At 67.6% G+C, this 15,462-nt stretch carries 16 protein-coding genes and 2 pseudogenes; 7 read left to right on the forward strand and 11 right to left on the reverse strand.

The window, feature by feature from the left end; translation table 11 throughout:
- Positions 1 to 204 (reverse strand): annotated as a pseudogene (locus FFT21_RS27085) (IS1380 family transposase); the annotation flags it as partial.
- A gap of 80 nt (positions 205 to 284) precedes the next feature.
- Here FFT21_RS27085 and FFT21_RS27090 point away from each other — a divergent pair.
- Entirely contained in the window at positions 285 to 782 is a 498-nt protein-coding gene (locus tag FFT21_RS27090; RefSeq protein WP_137816759.1) for a suppressor of fused domain protein, read from the forward strand.
- A gap of 533 nt (positions 783 to 1,315) precedes the next feature.
- On the opposite strand, the gene FFT21_RS27100 is transcribed toward FFT21_RS27090, so the two are convergent.
- The 10 genes from FFT21_RS27100 to FFT21_RS27145 form a co-directional block, all read right to left on the reverse strand.
- Positions 1,316 to 1,957, reverse strand: a complete 642-nt coding sequence (locus FFT21_RS27100; protein WP_137816761.1) for a DUF6445 family protein — start codon at positions 1,955 to 1,957, stop codon at positions 1,316 to 1,318.
- 58 nt (positions 1,958 to 2,015) lie between these two features.
- Positions 2,016 to 2,513: a DUF5825 family protein gene (locus tag FFT21_RS27105; RefSeq protein ID WP_137816762.1), complete on the reverse strand. Its 498-nt coding sequence runs from the start codon at positions 2,511 to 2,513 to the stop codon at positions 2,016 to 2,018.
- Positions 2,514 to 2,551: 38 nt separating this feature from the next.
- A complete protein-coding gene (locus FFT21_RS27110; RefSeq protein WP_137816763.1) occupies positions 2,552 to 4,438 on the reverse strand; it encodes a RiPP maturation radical SAM C-methyltransferase in 1,887 nt (628 codons plus the stop codon).
- A 107-nt stretch (positions 4,439 to 4,545) separates the two neighbouring features.
- Entirely contained in the window at positions 4,546 to 5,190 is a 645-nt protein-coding gene (locus tag FFT21_RS30130) for a pentapeptide repeat-containing protein (RefSeq protein WP_225978808.1), read from the reverse strand.
- A gap of 5 nt (positions 5,191 to 5,195) precedes the next feature.
- On the reverse strand, positions 5,196 to 5,879 hold the full coding sequence (locus FFT21_RS27120) for a DUF6445 family protein (protein ID WP_192909781.1): 684 nt from the start codon (positions 5,877 to 5,879) through the stop codon (positions 5,196 to 5,198).
- Positions 5,876 to 6,514, reverse strand: a complete 639-nt coding sequence (locus FFT21_RS29010; RefSeq protein WP_153816589.1) for a DUF6445 family protein — start codon at positions 6,512 to 6,514, stop codon at positions 5,876 to 5,878. Before FFT21_RS29010 ends, FFT21_RS27120 begins: the two co-directional genes overlap by 4 nt.
- A gap of 6 nt (positions 6,515 to 6,520) precedes the next feature.
- Complete coding sequence (locus FFT21_RS27135) at positions 6,521 to 7,747, reverse strand: MFS transporter (protein WP_137816766.1); 1,227 nt, start codon at positions 7,745 to 7,747, stop codon at positions 6,521 to 6,523.
- Positions 7,748 to 7,791: 44 nt separating this feature from the next.
- Positions 7,792 to 9,054: a spermidine synthase gene (locus FFT21_RS27140; RefSeq protein WP_137816767.1), complete on the reverse strand. Its 1,263-nt coding sequence runs from the start codon at positions 9,052 to 9,054 to the stop codon at positions 7,792 to 7,794.
- Positions 9,047 to 9,193, reverse strand: coding sequence for a hypothetical protein (locus FFT21_RS29015; RefSeq protein WP_153816590.1), 147 nt, complete (start codon positions 9,191 to 9,193; stop codon positions 9,047 to 9,049). Before FFT21_RS29015 ends, FFT21_RS27140 begins: the two co-directional genes overlap by 8 nt.
- Positions 9,194 to 9,550: 357 nt before the next feature.
- Positions 9,551 to 10,552 carry a ParB/RepB/Spo0J family partition protein gene (locus tag FFT21_RS27145; protein ID WP_225978809.1) on the reverse strand — a complete coding sequence of 334 codons (1,002 nt, stop codon included), beginning with the start codon at positions 10,550 to 10,552 and terminating at the stop codon, positions 9,551 to 9,553.
- Between the two features lie 446 nt (positions 10,553 to 10,998).
- Between FFT21_RS27145 and FFT21_RS27150 the strand changes: the two genes are divergently transcribed.
- The 6 genes and pseudogenes from FFT21_RS27150 to FFT21_RS27175 all read left to right on the forward strand — a co-directional run.
- A complete protein-coding gene (locus FFT21_RS27150; protein WP_192909782.1) occupies positions 10,999 to 11,454 on the forward strand; it encodes a helix-turn-helix domain-containing protein in 456 nt (151 codons plus the stop codon).
- A gap of 42 nt (positions 11,455 to 11,496) precedes the next feature.
- Complete coding sequence (locus FFT21_RS27155; protein ID WP_137816769.1) at positions 11,497 to 12,000, forward strand: hypothetical protein; 504 nt, start codon at positions 11,497 to 11,499, stop codon at positions 11,998 to 12,000.
- On the forward strand, positions 11,993 to 13,225 hold the full coding sequence (locus FFT21_RS27160) for an MAB_1171c family putative transporter (protein WP_137816770.1): 1,233 nt from the start codon (positions 11,993 to 11,995) through the stop codon (positions 13,223 to 13,225). Before FFT21_RS27155 ends, FFT21_RS27160 begins: the two co-directional genes overlap by 8 nt.
- Positions 13,222 to 14,427: an amidohydrolase family protein gene (locus FFT21_RS27165; protein WP_137816771.1), complete on the forward strand. Its 1,206-nt coding sequence runs from the start codon at positions 13,222 to 13,224 to the stop codon at positions 14,425 to 14,427. Before FFT21_RS27160 ends, FFT21_RS27165 begins: the two co-directional genes overlap by 4 nt.
- Before the next feature lie 170 nt (positions 14,428 to 14,597).
- Positions 14,598 to 15,107, forward strand: a complete 510-nt coding sequence (locus FFT21_RS27170) for a DnaJ family domain-containing protein (RefSeq protein WP_137816772.1) — start codon at positions 14,598 to 14,600, stop codon at positions 15,105 to 15,107.
- A gap of 232 nt (positions 15,108 to 15,339) precedes the next feature.
- Positions 15,340 to 15,462, forward strand: a pseudogene (locus tag FFT21_RS27175) (IS5/IS1182 family transposase); the annotation flags it as partial.

The following is a 15,462-nucleotide window of genomic DNA, read 5'->3' on the forward strand; positions in this document are numbered from 1 at the left end:
CCCGAACAGTTCGGCCTGGTCACCCATCACCCGGAAATCGCTGATCGCCCGCGCCCCGTCGGCGATCGCGCAGGCCACATCCGCCATCACCCGGCCCCGGTCATGCACCAGCAACCGGGTGCCGGCCAGCGCCTTCGACAAGCCCGCGGTCAGACCCGTCCTATCGGTCAGACCACGCAGCAGCGCCAGCCCCGCGTGCGACACGATCCCCTCACCATCAGCGGTAACTTCCAAACCCCGCGACCACCCAGTAGCCTGCACCTCGAAAGTGCTCCTCACCTTGGTTGCGATACGGACGTCAGACACCCGCATCCTCCCAGGTCAGGAGCACTTTCTGCGTTCCGGCACGCCGCATCACAACCAACCCACATGAAAAGTCAGGGCTAACCCGGGACGGCGCGCAATTTCCCGTCCGCGTCGAACTGGTCGGAGCCTGCGCGAACAATGTCGACTTCTTCCCCAATGCCCTCTCCACAGCCGCGTTCTATGTGATCAACGATCACCTCTTCTGCCAGCCTGGCACGATCTTCCCTCGTGTCATCGAAATGTACGACCCCGACATCACGATGAAGCACTTGATGTTCGTGAGTCCGTTCATCTGGGGGGATGCACCACACACCCTTGAGTTGCCCGATAAAACCGTCGCGTGGCTGCTCGCGGTACCCATCGCAGAGCAGGAACGCCGATACGCCGAAACGCACGGTGCCGAAGCACTGGAAGACCTGTTCGAACAAGCGCAAATCGACATCTTCGACATCGACCGCGACCCGGTCACGACCTAAGCCCGGCAAATTCCTCAACCCAAACCTGCACGAACCTGGCCTACACGAGCGGAAGGCGACCGGCATCTGATCACGGTGGCCTACCGGCAACGCTCCAACGCTCTCGCCCCGCCCGGGGGGCCAACAAAACTGATGGACGCTTGCTGTCGCAGTCCGGCGGTGACGTTGCGACCACCGGAGTCGTTGGTGGTGGTCAGCCAGATGTTCACGGTCTCCCCGGCCGCGTGGGCCGGGGCGGCTAACAGAACTCCACCGGCCCCCAGGACAGCCGCCGCGGCCGCCGGGACAAGGGCCCGTAGCCGCCAGCGGGGACGAGGTGCCGAATCGAGCTGAACAGTCATCGTCGCCCTCGGAGTAGCAAATGGTTGACCGGACTGCGTGGAAAATGTCCTGGAATGGTCTTTTTTGGCGTGGCCACGCGCTCGACGTCGCCAGCTGGGATCGTCGTCTCGCTTGCCGGGAGTGATCAGGACCAGACGGCCGTCTGACACGGCCGGGCGGCACGTCACGGGACGTCGTCCCGCCCACCGCCGTCAGGCGAGGTCGAAAAAGAAGTTCTGGGTCAGTCGACCACGCTCAGCAATGTCACCGTAGAGTTCCGAAACGCCATGGAAGACCTTGCACCCTTCGAACACGACCATCCGGTTGTAGCGGCCTGGGATGACGTCGCTGAGTCGCCAGGCCCGAGTGTCGGTACTGCGCGTGGTCACGAACCGTAGGTCGAAGTCGAGCAGGGACGTGTAGCCCAACTCCTTGAGCGTCCGCTCGTCGGGAACGGCGTCCAAGTCCGGGTCGACGCTGCGGTAGATCCCCAGCCCGCCCCGCACGTACTCGTCCGGTGTCAGGTAGACGATCGCGGCCCAACCGCTGTGATCGATGTGCACTCCGGTGGGCGCGATGTCGCCTTGCCGGGAAAGGCGGAACCTCCCGAAAACCAGCCGCTTCTCGTCGATCCGGATTGGCGCCCCGACGATGCTTTCGAGCCGCCGGACCAGTGCGTGGTTGTAGTAGCCTCGGCAGGTCTCGTGGCCGGCGAACTTGCCAGCTCCCGGCTCTTCCCACTTCTGCGCCCGCAGCCCGAGTTCGCGCACCAGGTCTGGCTTCGAGTAGACGCCGTCGATGATGAACGCTCGCGCTCCGCCGGGCATTCGCAGCTCTTTGACGTTGCCGGTCACCTGTTTTCCTACCTTCGCATTCCCGAACATTGACATGGGCGCTTCACTCGTCCGCCGATCACCGCATCACCCGATAACGAACCGGGGTGACGAAGGGATAGGGGCCGACCAGGCAGATGAGCCCCGTGCTGTTGAGCTGTTCGATGTCCTCGGGTGACCAGTCTTCGGTTGGTGCGGGCCAGGCCCGCCACAGCAGTTCGAACGCCGGCCCCGACAGCACGGAGGCGTCCTCGGGGCTTCGGCTCACCACCGCGAAGCCGGCCCCGAACCGGATCCGCGGATACGGGTCACTCGCCGCCCGCCAGGCCGGCACCCCGTCGGCGCCGAGCGGCGGATCCAGGTGACCCAGCGCCGGACGCAGCGGTTCCGGGACCGAGCCGTACCAGTTGACCCGGAGTCCGACACCCATGGCCTCACGGACGAGTTGGAGCAGGCGCCATGCACCGCGCCAGTCGGCCTCGGAGAGATCATGCCGGCCGCTGAGCACGATCTGCCGAAAGCCGAGTCGAACGACCTCAACGAGAGACTGGCGTCCGGACCAGGCGGCCGGGTCCACCACCCGTCGCTGGTCGGAAATCGTGGCCTTGCGGGCGCTCACCATGTCAATCCCACCGGCAGCGCGACGGCATGCGCCCCGTCGACGAAAATCAGCCGCGCCGCGATCAGTTCATCGAGCACAGCGCGCTCCCCGGGCGCCAGTTGGTCGACGTTCAGTCCGGGTGCCGCGCGCCTGAGGATGGTCGTCTCGTCCTCGGACAACTCCAGCACGCGGCGGCTGCCGCCACGCCGCTCGATCACGTCGGTGCGCCCGTGGGCCGTCGTGACGTGCAGTCGAGTGCTGCGGTGCATCCGCTTCCACTGTTTGATGGCCGAGCCCAGTGCCGCCGCGGTGCGGTTCCCGATACCGGCCCTGGCCGAGTCGTAGACATACACCAGATCGGCCATCTCGCGGCGCGGCAGACCGTACGCGGCCGACAGCAGGGCGGACGGTCCCTCGCTGCGGAGGCCAAGCTCGGGATTCTCGAAGTACGGGCTGAACCGGGTCATCACGATCCGGTACGTCCCCTCGGGCGGCACGAGATGGTGCAACAACGGAAGCTGCTCGATCAGCTCGAGGTAGGCGGCGTCCGTCTCCCCGGGAAACCCGAAGAGCAGGTTCCAGCCGGGGTAGATTCCCACAGTCGCGGCGTCACGAAGGAAACGGACGTTCTGCCACGCTGACACGCCCTTGCGCATGAGCCGGAGAACGGGCGACAGCAGGCTCTCGATACCCGGTTGCAGCTGGGTGAAGCCGGCGCGGCTGAGCACCTCCAGTTGCCGGAAGCGGAGGTTCGACTTGACCTCGGCGAAGAGCTGGAAATCGAGGTCGAGCTGGGCGAGTTCCGACGCCGCCTTGTTGACGACGGCCATGTCGAGGATGTTGTCGGTGAACACCGCGTCCAGTGAGTGGTAGTACGAGGACAGCTCGCGCAGGTCCGAGACGAACCTGTGCGGGTCGCGCGCCCGGAACCGCATGCCGGTGCCGTTCAGGCCGCAGAACGTGCAGTGGTGCTTCTCTCCCCACCAGCAGCCTCTGCTGCCTTCCAGCTGCATCTTGGGGACGACGGTCGAGCGCACGTGTGGCGATCGGTCGAATGCGGCGTAGAAGGCGTCCATCTTCGGGCGTCCTGCGGCGGCGAGGCTGATCTGGCGTGGCTGGGGAGGGTTGGCCACGCTGCCGTGATGGCGGCGCCAGCACAGCCCCGGGATCTGGCGCAGCAGCGCGACGCGTTCGTCGCCGTCGACGCTGAGCGCGGTGAGCAGCCGGGGCAGGCTCTCCTCGGCCTCCCCACCCACCACGAAGTCGACGAAGCCGAAGTTCCTGTGCAGCGCGGGCCCCTGTTCGCCGTCACAGTTAGCGCCACCGAAGACGACCACCGCGTCCGGTCGCCGCGTCTTCAGCGCCGCCGCCAGGGCCAGCGACGCCATGTTCTGGTCGAAGGTCGTGGTGAAGCCGAACATCGGACTGTCGACGTCAGCGACCGACGCGGCCAGCCGGTCGGCCTGCTCCTCGACGAACCCGCGCGCCCAGCCGTACATGGCGGCCGCGTGCTCGGCGATGGTCCCCTCGGACCGGTGGACGAGTCGCCAGTAGGCGGTGTCCTCCGCAGCAAGGGCGGGGCGGAAGTACGCGGAGAAGATCCAGTCCCCCATGCCGACGAAGTAGCCGCCGACCACCTCCTCATACTCGGCCGCGCCCCAGCGCCCACCCGAGCGTTCATGGACGTGTTCGGCCCACGCCAGGTTGAGGTAGTCGGTCTCCACTCGCTCGACGCCGGGATGACGCTCCGCGACGCCACCGAGCAGGCTGATCGCCATCGACGGCAGTTCCAGAGGCGCCCAGGGCATCGAGACGAACCGCAGGGTGAGGCGGCTGCGGCTCGGGGGCTCGACGTGTAACGGCACTCGCTGGTCGGTCCCGGGCTCGGCGATGCTCGTCATTGCAGTGCTCCTCCTTTCGGCGGCGGGGTTCGGTGAGGGCGGTGCCGAGCGCGGGCATTCCCGGCGGCACTCCGCCCGGTGTGCCAGTCGTGTTCGACGTGCCTGCGCTACGAGATCGACCGAGCGTCGACCCGACCGACGTCGCAACCCGCGGTGTGGGCGGTCGTGAAGTCGACGTCGCCAGCGAAGGCAGCCCACAATTCCGCCCCGCGCAGGGATGCCCCTTTGACGTTCACCCGCCGCAGATCCGCCTCGGACAGGTCCACCCGGCGCAGGTCGGCACGCGAGAGGTCGGCACCGTTCAGGTTCGCCTGGGCGAGTCGGGCGCCGACGAGCGACGCTCCGGAGAGGTCCGCGCCGGCGAGGTCGCATCCGGTGAGATCCGCACCGTCGAAAACCGCGTGCCGGAGCGACGCCCTCCGCAGGTCGGCACCACTTAACTGGGCGCCCGGCGCGCGCAGGCCGCTGAGGTCGGCGTCCACCGCCCCGAAGCGCCGCAGGGTTGCCCAGCTGTCGACGATGGCGTGTACGGCGGCCGGCCGCCCGCTGAGGACGGCGACCAGGCAGGTGGAGTTGCCGCCCAGGCCGGCGCCTGCCGCGGGGTCGTGTGTCGGAACCGGACCAGTCCACACCTGACCCACCTCGATGCGGCTGCCGTCGCCAGCGCGCCCCAGGGAGTCGAGTGCGACCAACCCGGCAAGGGGGCCGACGGGGCGGAGGCCGGCCGTCAGCACGTCGAGCAGCGTGCGCACCGCGCTCACCCCAGCCCGGTGGGCGCCGGGGCGGGCGCCTCGAGCCACGGCCGCACACCGGTCGCATCGGCACCGGCGTCGACCCTGGTGTTGAAGAAGAAGTTCTGCGTCAGCCGGGCGTCGCCGGCTCGCGATCCCGCTCCGGAGAGCGGCGCGTGGTACTGCCTGGAGCCGCGGAAGATGACGAGCCGGTTGTACTCCGGCGCCACGTGCGAGACGAGTTCCCACCTGTCTAGGTCGGCCATGTCGCGGCGCGCGACCCGTTCCTCGAACTCGTTGGCGTCCGCATAACCCATCTCGCGGGCCTGGGCGTCGGTGGGCGGCCCGAACAAACCGGTCTCGCGGTGCCGGAAGAACCCGGTACCCGCGTCGTCGGCGATGCCAGGTGTCAGGTAGACCATCGCGGCCCATCGCACGGCGGTGTCCGCGTGCACCTTCGTCATCGCGCCGGTCTCCTCGGTGATCACCCGGAAGCCGCCCCAGGTGTACCGGTCGGGATCGGGCTGGACATGCTCATGAATAATCCGGCCGAAGGCGGCAGCCAGTGCGTCACCACTCAGTGCGCGGGCGCTCTGCCATCCCGGGTAGTTGTAGCGTCCGGCGCTCAGGAAGCTCGACGACAGCGCGAAGGCTCGAACCTTGTCCGGATCCTTGTAGAAATTGTCGACCACGTATAATGACCCGCTCATGCGTCAACCTCCGTGTCGTCGATGTCGAAGAAGAACCGTTGGGTCAACCGGGCATCGGCGGCGGTGGTACCGAAACCGTCGCTTGCGCGGTGGAACAGTCGGGCGCCGTTGAGCAGCACGAGGCGGTTGAACCTGGCTCCGACGAACGACGTCCGCTGCCACGCCTCGGGCGTGAGCTTGTCGCGGTAGTAGACCTCCTGTATCCAGGTCTGCGAGTCGGCATAGCCCAACTCGCGGGCCTGCTCGTCATCCGGTGGGCCGGTGAGGCCCGATTCCCGGTGACGGTAGAAGGCCAGCCCCGAGTTGGTGCGGTTGAGCTCGTCCGGCATCAGATAGACGATCCCGGACCAGCTGGTGTCGTCGAAATGAGTTGACACGTCCACCGCCGCGGAGGCGGGGTAGAAGGCGAAGACTCCGAAGCCCATGCGCTTCGCGTCGAAGACGATACGCCTGCCGACGATCCTGGCAAGCTTGTCGACGATCGCGTCGGTGTAGTAGCCCTTCTCCGTCTCGCGGCTGTACTCGCGCCCGTCGGAGATCTTCGGGTCGAGCCAGCTGGACCGGAGGGCGAGGTCACGGACCGATATCGGGTCACGGTAAAAGTCGTCGTAGACGATATAACTCGTTTCGGACACTGGTGGCTACCTCCCGGAATTGGGCTTCATGAGGGACCATGCGGCACGGATCGGGCGCTGCGCGGCGCCGCCGATCACCGCGACGGCGAGGCCGCCCACCACGAACGCCGCCCAGAGGACGCTCCGCTCGGGTACCGCTGTGGTGACAGCCCAGACGACCAGGCCGCCGAGCACCATGCCGAGCAGGGAGGCGGCTGCGCCGGCCGCCTGTGCGCGGGCGGCGAAGCTGGGGCGCAGGTGGGCTGGGCAGATCAGCTGGCGGGCGGTCGTGGTGGCCACCGCCCAGCAGGCCACCGCGAAGCCGCCCGCGGCGTAGGCGGGACTGGCGGTCCAGGTGCTTCGCGCCAGGCCCTGGCCGACGAACGCCGCGGACATGATCGCGATCATCGAGGTGGCGGTGGCACGGTAGCCGAGCAGGTTCGTCAGGGCGGGGCTCACCTTGGCGCCGGCGATGCTGCCCACCGCGGAGACGGTGAGCAGAACCGCGAACGACGTCGGGCCGGCGTGCAGAACGAGCCGGGCATACAGCACCTGGATGCCAAGCAGGGCGGAATACACCGCCGTCAGCGCGACCGTGACGGCGATCAGCCCGCGCAGTGTCGAGATCCGCCGTTCCCGCGCCGAATCGTCCGAGGTGGCGGCCGGCGCGGCATCGGTGGCAACGGTCTCGGGCGCGCCCGGGTCGCCATGGACCGTCCCGCGAGGCCCGGTCGCCGTGCGCATGGCGAGCAGAACGGCGCTGACCGCGGAAGTGGCCAGGTTCACCAGAAACGGCAGCACCGGCGCCACCCCGAGCAGAAGGCTTCCCACCGGACGACCGACGAAATCTGACGAGACCAGTTCGATGGTCCGGACGTTGCCGTTTAGGCGGGCAAGCTCGCGGGACGGGAGCCGGCCGTTGGCGATGTGGGTGTCGAGTGCAACGTCGAACAGGATGTCGGTGATACCCACGGCCGCCATGAAGGCGAACAGCACCGCCTCCTGCGCGGGCAACCACACGTAGCAGGCGCTGAGCACGCCCAACACCGCCACGCGGATCAGGCAGGAATTGCGCATGGCGCGCAGTGGACTGTCCCGGACCAGCGACGGCGCCCAGTACCTCGCGAGCACTCCCGGCACCCGACCGACCGCGGATGCGAGCGCCACGACGATCGCGCTGTGCGTGAACCCGGTCAACAGCCACGGCACGGCGAACAGTGAGATGTTGTCGCCGACGTTCGACGTCGCGGCCACGATCAGGGTCCGGGAGGGGCTCACCGGCTGGCGGGCATCGCTGATTAGTCCCGAGTTGCCCGATGGAGCGTCATGACCTCGTCGAAAAACCAAGACACCTCCTCGAATGGAACACCGTGCGGGCTGAGGGCGATGCTGACGCACTGCCACAACAGGCAGCCGATGACGAACTCGGGTGACGTGCGCGCGATGAGGTCGGCGTGGTTGTCGCGGAACCAGGTCAACAGCCATGCGGCGTCACGACGGTGGTCCTGCGCCTCTCCCGCGAGAATCACCGGGATCGCCGTGGCCGCCGGGTCGCCGCGTTCGGCAAGTCGCGACATCGCCGCGGTCGCGAGTTCGGGCGCGGCAAGTACCTCACGAAGCGTGTCCGGGTGACGGCCCCGCCCCGCCCTCACCTGCCGGGCGGCGGCCAGGACGGCGCGGGCCATGGCGGGCCACCGCTGGACCATCGCGTCGTTCTGCGCCGCCCGGGAGGACACCGCCGACACGTCGTGGGGGCGCGGCGGTGGCAGCCGGGACAACGACATCGTCCGCGCGGCCCCCAGGCGCAGCCGGTGCGCACGCAGCACCGCCCGGTCATATCGGTGAAGATGATCGGGCGGCGGGTCCTCCGCCGGCGCGTCGGCGCCGGCATCCTCGTGCTGCAACAGCAGGCTGGCGTTACGCCGCGACGGCAGAACCCGCACCCGGCTCCAGCCGCCGACGTCCTCGATGAGCCGCCCGACCGTCGAGTGCGCGTTCCAGAACCCGAACTGCTCCAACTGTTCGGGAATACCCCAGGTGTTGACCAGTACCGGCGCCGCCGCGCGAGCACTCACCTCGCTCACCCGGCGCCAGAAGCCCGGCCGCAGCAGGATGTCGGGGTAGCCGGTGGCCGTGTAGAGGTCGACGACCAGGCCTCCCCAAGGCCGCTCGCTTTCCGCGAGGAAGGCGTACGCGTCCCGCTCGACGATGTTCAACCTCGGCTGGTCGCACAGCCGACGGGTCACCTCGTCGGCCAGCCGGAGCGTGCGCGGGTCGTTGTCGACGCAGGTGATGTGCGCGCTCGGCCGAGCGGCCAGGATGGCACGTGTCGATGCGCCGAAGCCGGTACCGAGGACGCAGATCTCGTCCCCCGTGGCCAGCATTCCGATGAGTGCGCCGTCATCCGGCTGGTTCCCGGTGAAGGCACTTCGCCCCTGGACGTTGCCGATCGGCGACATCAGGGTGAAGGTCGGGTCGGTGTAGAGATCCATGTCGTGCGTTCGACGGTGCGGCGAGTCCCGCCCGTTCGGGCGGGACTCGCCGGCCTCGGCGTCAGGCAAGCGCGAGCGCCTCGTCGGCCTGCCGCTGCTCCTCGGGCGACAGCGGCACGAACGCGACGAAACTCGGCATGTTGTTGTCCGAGCAGCGCATGTACTCCTCGTGCTCGAACTCCACCAGGTCCGTGCGTTCCTGGGCCATTTTGGCCTCCCTTTCCTGTAACTGATGTGGCGCCGGTGAGTATTCCAGTTCGCGGCGTGCTGTCAATTGAAGCCAACCGGCCGAGCGACCATCTGTGCGCACCACCTGAAATGCGCGCGCGTTCGCGAGGCGGCCGGAAGCGCGAAGTGACCGACGATCGGTAGCAACTGCGGCTCCGACCGGCGCTGCCCGCTACTCCGCGCAGTGTTGTTCACCTCGTCAAACGGTGCGGCCGCACGGTGGCTTCGGTGGACTGTCGACCGAAGATCCGTGTCGTGTTCGACTGAGGAATTTCCTCACTCGAACACGGTCGCGTGGCGAACCACGCGTGTCCGCGCAGGTTGATTCCGCTGGCGATCACGACATGTCGGTTCTCCGCCTTTTGAGCTCTGTTCCCAGACGTTCCCAGGCCCGCGCGTACACGGAGGCGAGATCGCCCACAACGCTGATACAGTGCGGTGGCACCGCCTCGATGAGCCGCTCCCAGTCGGTCGGGCCCATCGCGTGTGCCGCCAGCAATCGAAGCAGTGCGCGGCCGGGCCCGGTGAACTTCAGGGACGGATCTTTCATCAGCATCGGCACGACCGAAGTGAAATCCGAAAGGTTGGTCTCCGCGTCCACCCGGTCGACGTCGGAGCCGCCCGATGTCCCCCGGTGCGGGGAGTTCACGGCGTTACGGTCCGCTGAAGGAGCCGGCTCCCGAGCGTGTTCAATGCGTTGACGGACGTCGCGCGCGGTGCTGACCGAGATCCCGGCGGACCGCGCGATCTCCCGCAATGACGCGTTCGGCCGGCTTCTGATCAGGTCCTCGGCGGCCGCGCGCCCGGCCGAGGCGTCGAGCGGGCGCAGCCGACCGTCCCGGCCAACTCTCCTGTCCGAGTGCGGCGTGCCATCGCTCGAACGACGACGGACCGTGGCCACGGTCTTGGGTGACAGACCCGCGACTCTGGCGATGGCGCGATCGGACAGGTTCGGCCGCGTCGCCGCGATCCGCGCGGCGGCCGCCTTGCGATCACGCAACGACAACGGCAGACCATGACTGATGTTGGCTTGCACCGCCCGCACGAAGACATCGGCGTCGTCGCCATCGAAGAACTCGACGGCGATGCTGTCCTCGCCGCGGAGCACGGCCGCTCTCAACCTGTGCATCCCGTCGACCACGCGCATCGTACGGCGGTGGACCAGTATCGGTGGCAACGTCGTGGCTATCTCGGCCAACACCTTGACGTGCGCCTCGTCCTCCCCCTCGAGCCTGGGCGAGTCAGCCGGTTTCAGTGAGCTGATTGGCACCCTGATCACTGTGGTGTTCGGGTCCATGGTCGACGCTTCCGCCGATAAGGCTCCCGTTGTCACCGCCATGGCTACGATCTCCCCCGAGTCAGTTTCGAAATCCGGCTCACGCGACAGGAACCCAACTGGTGGTCCGGCCTGGACCCATCCGCATTCCCCTCCTGTCAACGATCTTCCCGTGTCAGACGGACACGTACCAGCGAGTAGCACCAGTCGTCAACTATGGTGAACGCCTGGCGGCGGGTAGCGCCGGCAGCATGCGTGGCGAGTGCGGTGTACCCGCCCGCCCGATGACATGCCGTATACCGGGTACTTACCGCTGCCATCCAGCCCGAGGCTCCGCAGTCGCGGGCAGGTCAGGCCTCCCGCGTCGGCCGCGCCACCGCGTTCTCTCCCGCGACGATGCCGATGAGCCCGCGGCACCGCATGTCGACCGTATGGACCACACAGATCGTCACCGGACGCAGAATCCTTGATCGTCAATGCGGGTTCTTACTACAGTCACCACGTTCTGTGTGGATCTTTCGACCGACGGAGATGAGCAGCTCGTGAACTCGCCGGACCCGGGCTGGCTCGCTGCCAAGCTCAACGCGCTGATTGCCAGGCGGTACCAGCATGGGCGACGGCCGCCGGGGAACAGGCAGATCACCCGGGACATCCGCGCCCAGACGAACGTCTCGATCTCACACACCTACCTGTCGATGCTCCGGAACGGGACCAAGACGAACCCCACGGGTGAGGTCCTCGAAGCCTTAGCACATTTCTTCCGGGTGCCTGTCGGATACTTCTTCGAGCCGAAACACGCCAGCAGCGACGCGGCCCTCGACGCCGCGCTGCGGTCGAGGGGCGCGCTGTTGATTGCCGAACGGACCATCGGACTTTCCGAGCTGAGTCTTCGCGACATCCTGAAGGTCGTGGAACAGTGCCGCCAGCGGGAGAGGCTTGACGAACAGGCGGAAGCATCCGAGTAGATATTGACGATATTCGGCACCGCTTCGGGGGGGTCACCAGATATGGCCGATCGGAAACTTCGCCGGTTTGTCGCGTCCGAACTACGCCGCCTCGGTTTGTCGGCGCCGTTCACTCGACAGCATGTCTGCGACGCGATCGCCAGGGACCGTGGGCGGCGCCTCTACCTCCACCCACTACCGGACGATCTGGGCCCCGACCGGCCCACCGGGCTGTGGATCGCCACCGACCGAGCCGACCACATCATGGTTGACCCGGCGACCAGCAGGCCGCACCAGGATCTCATCATTTACCACGAGATCGGCCACATAATTCTGCACGACAACCTACTGGCCGAACTGCCGGCCGCGGAGACTTCACCGGACGTCGACCAGATCGCCGACGTCGTGCGGCAGGTTCAGGCCCGCGCCGGGTACACGCGGACCGAGGAGCACGAAGCCGAAACAGTCGCGCGTCTCATCTGGAGCAAGGCCACACGTTTACGGTGGGCGCCGCTACACACCTGTCACCCCGATCTGGGCAGGGCGCTCGGGGTCGACCATGACTGAGGACAACATCAGAAGAGGGCTCCTGGTTCTTTGCTGGACGGCGGTGATCGTCCGTCTTCCGGCCCTGCGGTCGCAACGTGAGCGTTCGGTGTGGACCGTTCTCTTTTCCCTTGGCCTGGGCGTTACCGTGCTCCAGAACTCGTTGGCCGCCTCGATCGACCGAATGACCAGAGTCCCGCACGCGTCGAGCCTGGTGTCGTCCCTTCTTGCGATCGGGATGGTGACCAGTGTTCTCGCCCTCGCGGCCCGCATTACGGTAGCCAGTGACACCGAACGGGTGACGTGGTTACGACCGTGGTTGCTCTGCGCACTCGCCACCATGGTTCTCGTGGTAGTGGCATTCGCGTGGGCGATCGTCTCCGGCGCGCATCCCGCCCCGGGTGGCCGATTCTTCCCGCAACCGGGAACGCTCACCGCTCTCACCGGGTACTGGATGGTGTACGGCACCTTCACGGTGTCGGCCTCGGCATGGGCGTCGGTGGTGTTTTGGCGCCACCTTTCCCATGTCCAGGGTCTGCTGAAGGTCGCGAACCTCATGCTGGCGCTGGCGACCACCGTCGGCGTCTGCTATTTCGGCACCCGATGGGCGGCCTTGTTCCGCATCAGTCATGCCGTGCTGGCCTGCGGCCTGGTCGCTTCATCGCTGTATTTCGTGCTCGTCGCCCTCGCCTGCTCCATCGCGGCGACGAAACCGCTCGTGGACGTCGGCTTCCGGTGGTGGAACTGCCGAAGGCTGTACCCATTGTGGCGGGAACTGTGTGATGCCGTCCCGCACATCGCGCTCCATCCGCCCCGCCCGTGGCTGTGGGACTGCCTGCTGGTCGTCAACACTGCGGATCGGCTGACGGACCGCATCGTGGAGATCCGCGACGGTCTCCGCGACGCGTGCCGGTGGGTGACGGCATCGGACATCCAGCGGATACGTGACTCATTACCTCTCGCGGGGCCGGCTGGTGACCAGCCGGATGCGGTCACGACCGCGTGCTGGCTCCATGTCGCACTCGACGCCAAGTCCGCCGGTGCGCCGCCGGCCGACGAGTGTGACGACCTGGTGCGAGTCGGCGGCGACGACGCTCAGGCCGAGCGTCGATGGCTGCGCAAGGTGGCCGATGCATGGGCATCTCATGAGGTACGGCGGTGCGCGGCGGCCGTCGTCGCGGCACGTCCGGAAATGGTGACGAACCCCGCCCCGAGTACCCCAGTAGCCGATCAGGAGCGGATATGAACACCACAACAGACGACCGCACGGAACCGCCGATGGGCATTCGGGCTACACGGCTGTACGACGGTGAGAAACTCCACGAGGGCTGGCCGTTGGTGGTCATTCGCGGCGACCGAATTGCCGCCGTGGACCTCACCGGCGCACGCCCGTCGGCGGATCTGCGCGTGGTCGACCTGGGAGACGTGACCATGCTGCCCGGACTGATCGACGTACACACCCACCTGGCCTGGGATCCGCACCGCAACCCCCTGGAGCAGATGGACGCCGATGACGATGCCACCGTGCTCACCCGCATGGGCGCCCACGCGCAGCAGGCGCTCCGAGCCGGAATAACCACTCTCCGCGATCTCGGTGATCGACGCTACCTCGCCCTGACCCTTCGCGACATGTACAACTCGGGCCGCGAACTGGGACCGGAAGTCCTCGCCGCGGGGCCCCCGATCACCCCACGACGCGGGCACTGCTGGTTTCTCGGCGGGGAGGCCGATGGCACCGCCGGCGTCGCCGCTGCCGTTGCGGAACGGATCGCGCGCGGCACGGACTGCGTCAAGGTGATGGTCACCGGAGGCGTGATCACGCCCGGCTGGGCTCCGCACGAGTCGCAGTACTCCTACCACGAACTGCGCACGATCGTTGACCTCGCACATGAAGCCGGCAAACCGGTTGCCGCGCACGCGCACGGCGCCGCAGGAATCGGCGACGCGATCACGGCGGGGGTCGACACCCTCGAACATGGCTTCTTTCTGGCCGGTGGTGGTCGGGTGGACCCGGACTGGCGGACCATCGAAACGCTCGCGGCGCGCGGCGTTCCGGTGAGCACCACCACGGCTCGCCTGCCGGAGGAAGGCGGCCTGCCGGACATCCACCTCCGGGTGAGGAGGAACTTTGCGCGCATGCACGCCCTCGGAGTCCGGCTCGTGTGCTCCTCCGATGCGGGTGTCGGTTCTCTCAAGCCTCACGACTGCCTGCCGCACGGCGTGATCGAGTTCGGCGAACTCCTGGGCTTGCCGAGCGCCGCCGCGCTTGCCTCCGTCACCAGTGTCGCGGCCCAGGCGTGTGGAGTTGGCCACCGGAAGGGGCGCGTCGCCACCGGGTTCGACGCCGATCTCCTGGCGGTGGCCGGGAACCCGGTCGACGATCTGCGGAGTCTGTTGACGGTCCGCGCCGTGTACCGCGCTGGTCGCCGCGTTCCGGTCCTGCCGTGAGGAGGACCGCCACGCGACATTACCGACGTCCTACCGACGTCCTGCCGTCGAGTGGCCGGCAGACCTCGGCCGGAGTCGCATGGGTTGTTCCGGTACCGCTGCGCGGCCACCATGGCCGGTAGCCGTGGAGGTTCGTGCCGACATCACGTCGGGCAAGGGGGATTGCCGCTGTGACAGAACGCAAGCCAGCACATATCGGCTTCGAGACATGGGTGGACCGCCAGATTCGGGAAGCACAGGAGCGCGGAGAGTTCGACAATCTTCCCGGCCACGGCAAGCCGATACCCGATCTGCACCAGCCTTACCACGAGCTGTGGTGGGTGAGGAACTATCTCCGCCGGGAGGGACTGTCGGCGGAGGCATTGCTGCCCACGTCGCTGCAGCTGCGCAGCGAGCTCTCTCGGCTGCCCGACACGGTTCGCGACCTGCCGACTGAACGGGCCGTTCGGACCGCCGTCCACGCGCTCAACCGCCGGATTCTGGAGTGGCTGCGGGCACCCTCGGGCCCGCACGTCCGCATCCGGCCGGTGAACGCCGACGATGTCGTCGCGCAGTGGCGGGCCGCCCGGTGGGCAGCGAGCCGGGCGGCCCCACAGTCACCGACCGGGCGGGCGGCGACCGCGGAGCCCAGGTCGTCACGCACGCGTTGGTGGCACCGGTTCCTGCGGCGCCGGCCATAGCGCGGGCGAGGACCACGAGCCGGCGGGCGGCGACGGCTCAGACCACAGTGGAGGCTCAGGCAGGATCGACGAGAGCACACCACCCGGCATGCCCGTTGCACACTGCGACAGTTGACACCCCTTCAGGGTCGTTGGGCACACCGGAACTGGGAGAGGCCGTTTCCGCGACCCCGACCCCATAAGAGCGTGTCTCGTTTGGATGTTGCTGGGTAGGCTGCGATGATCTCGCGCCGTGATCGACTCGTTGTCGGAACGGTTGGTGCCCGACGAACTCTGGGCGTTGGTGGAGCCGCTCATCCCACCAGCGAAGGCGCGTCCGCAGGGTGGTGGACGCTCGCGCGCAGACCCCCGTGCG

This window comes from Gandjariella thermophila, from assembly GCF_005405885.1.
In the GTDB taxonomy this organism is placed as follows: Bacteria; Actinomycetota; Actinomycetes; order Mycobacteriales; family Pseudonocardiaceae; genus Gandjariella; species Gandjariella thermophila.

Coding starts and splice junctions, on each gene's coding strand:
- FFT21_RS27145 (WP_225978809.1), bottom strand. CDS start 10,552: ATGGCGGTGACAACGGGAGCCTTATCGGCGGAAGCGTCGACCATGGAC.
- FFT21_RS27120 (WP_192909781.1), bottom strand. CDS start 5,879: ATGAGCGGGTCATTATACGTGGTCGACAATTTCTACAAGGATCCGGAC.
- FFT21_RS27110 (WP_137816763.1), bottom strand. CDS start 4,438: ATGACGAGCATCGCCGAGCCCGGGACCGACCAGCGAGTGCCGTTACAC.
- FFT21_RS27165 (WP_137816771.1), top strand. CDS start 13,222: ATGAACACCACAACAGACGACCGCACGGAACCGCCGATGGGCATTCGG.
- FFT21_RS27160 (WP_137816770.1), top strand. CDS start 11,993: ATGACTGAGGACAACATCAGAAGAGGGCTCCTGGTTCTTTGCTGGACG.
- FFT21_RS27155 (WP_137816769.1), top strand. CDS start 11,497: ATGGCCGATCGGAAACTTCGCCGGTTTGTCGCGTCCGAACTACGCCGC.
- FFT21_RS29015 (WP_153816590.1), bottom strand. CDS start 9,193: ATGGCCCAGGAACGCACGGACCTGGTGGAGTTCGAGCACGAGGAGTAC.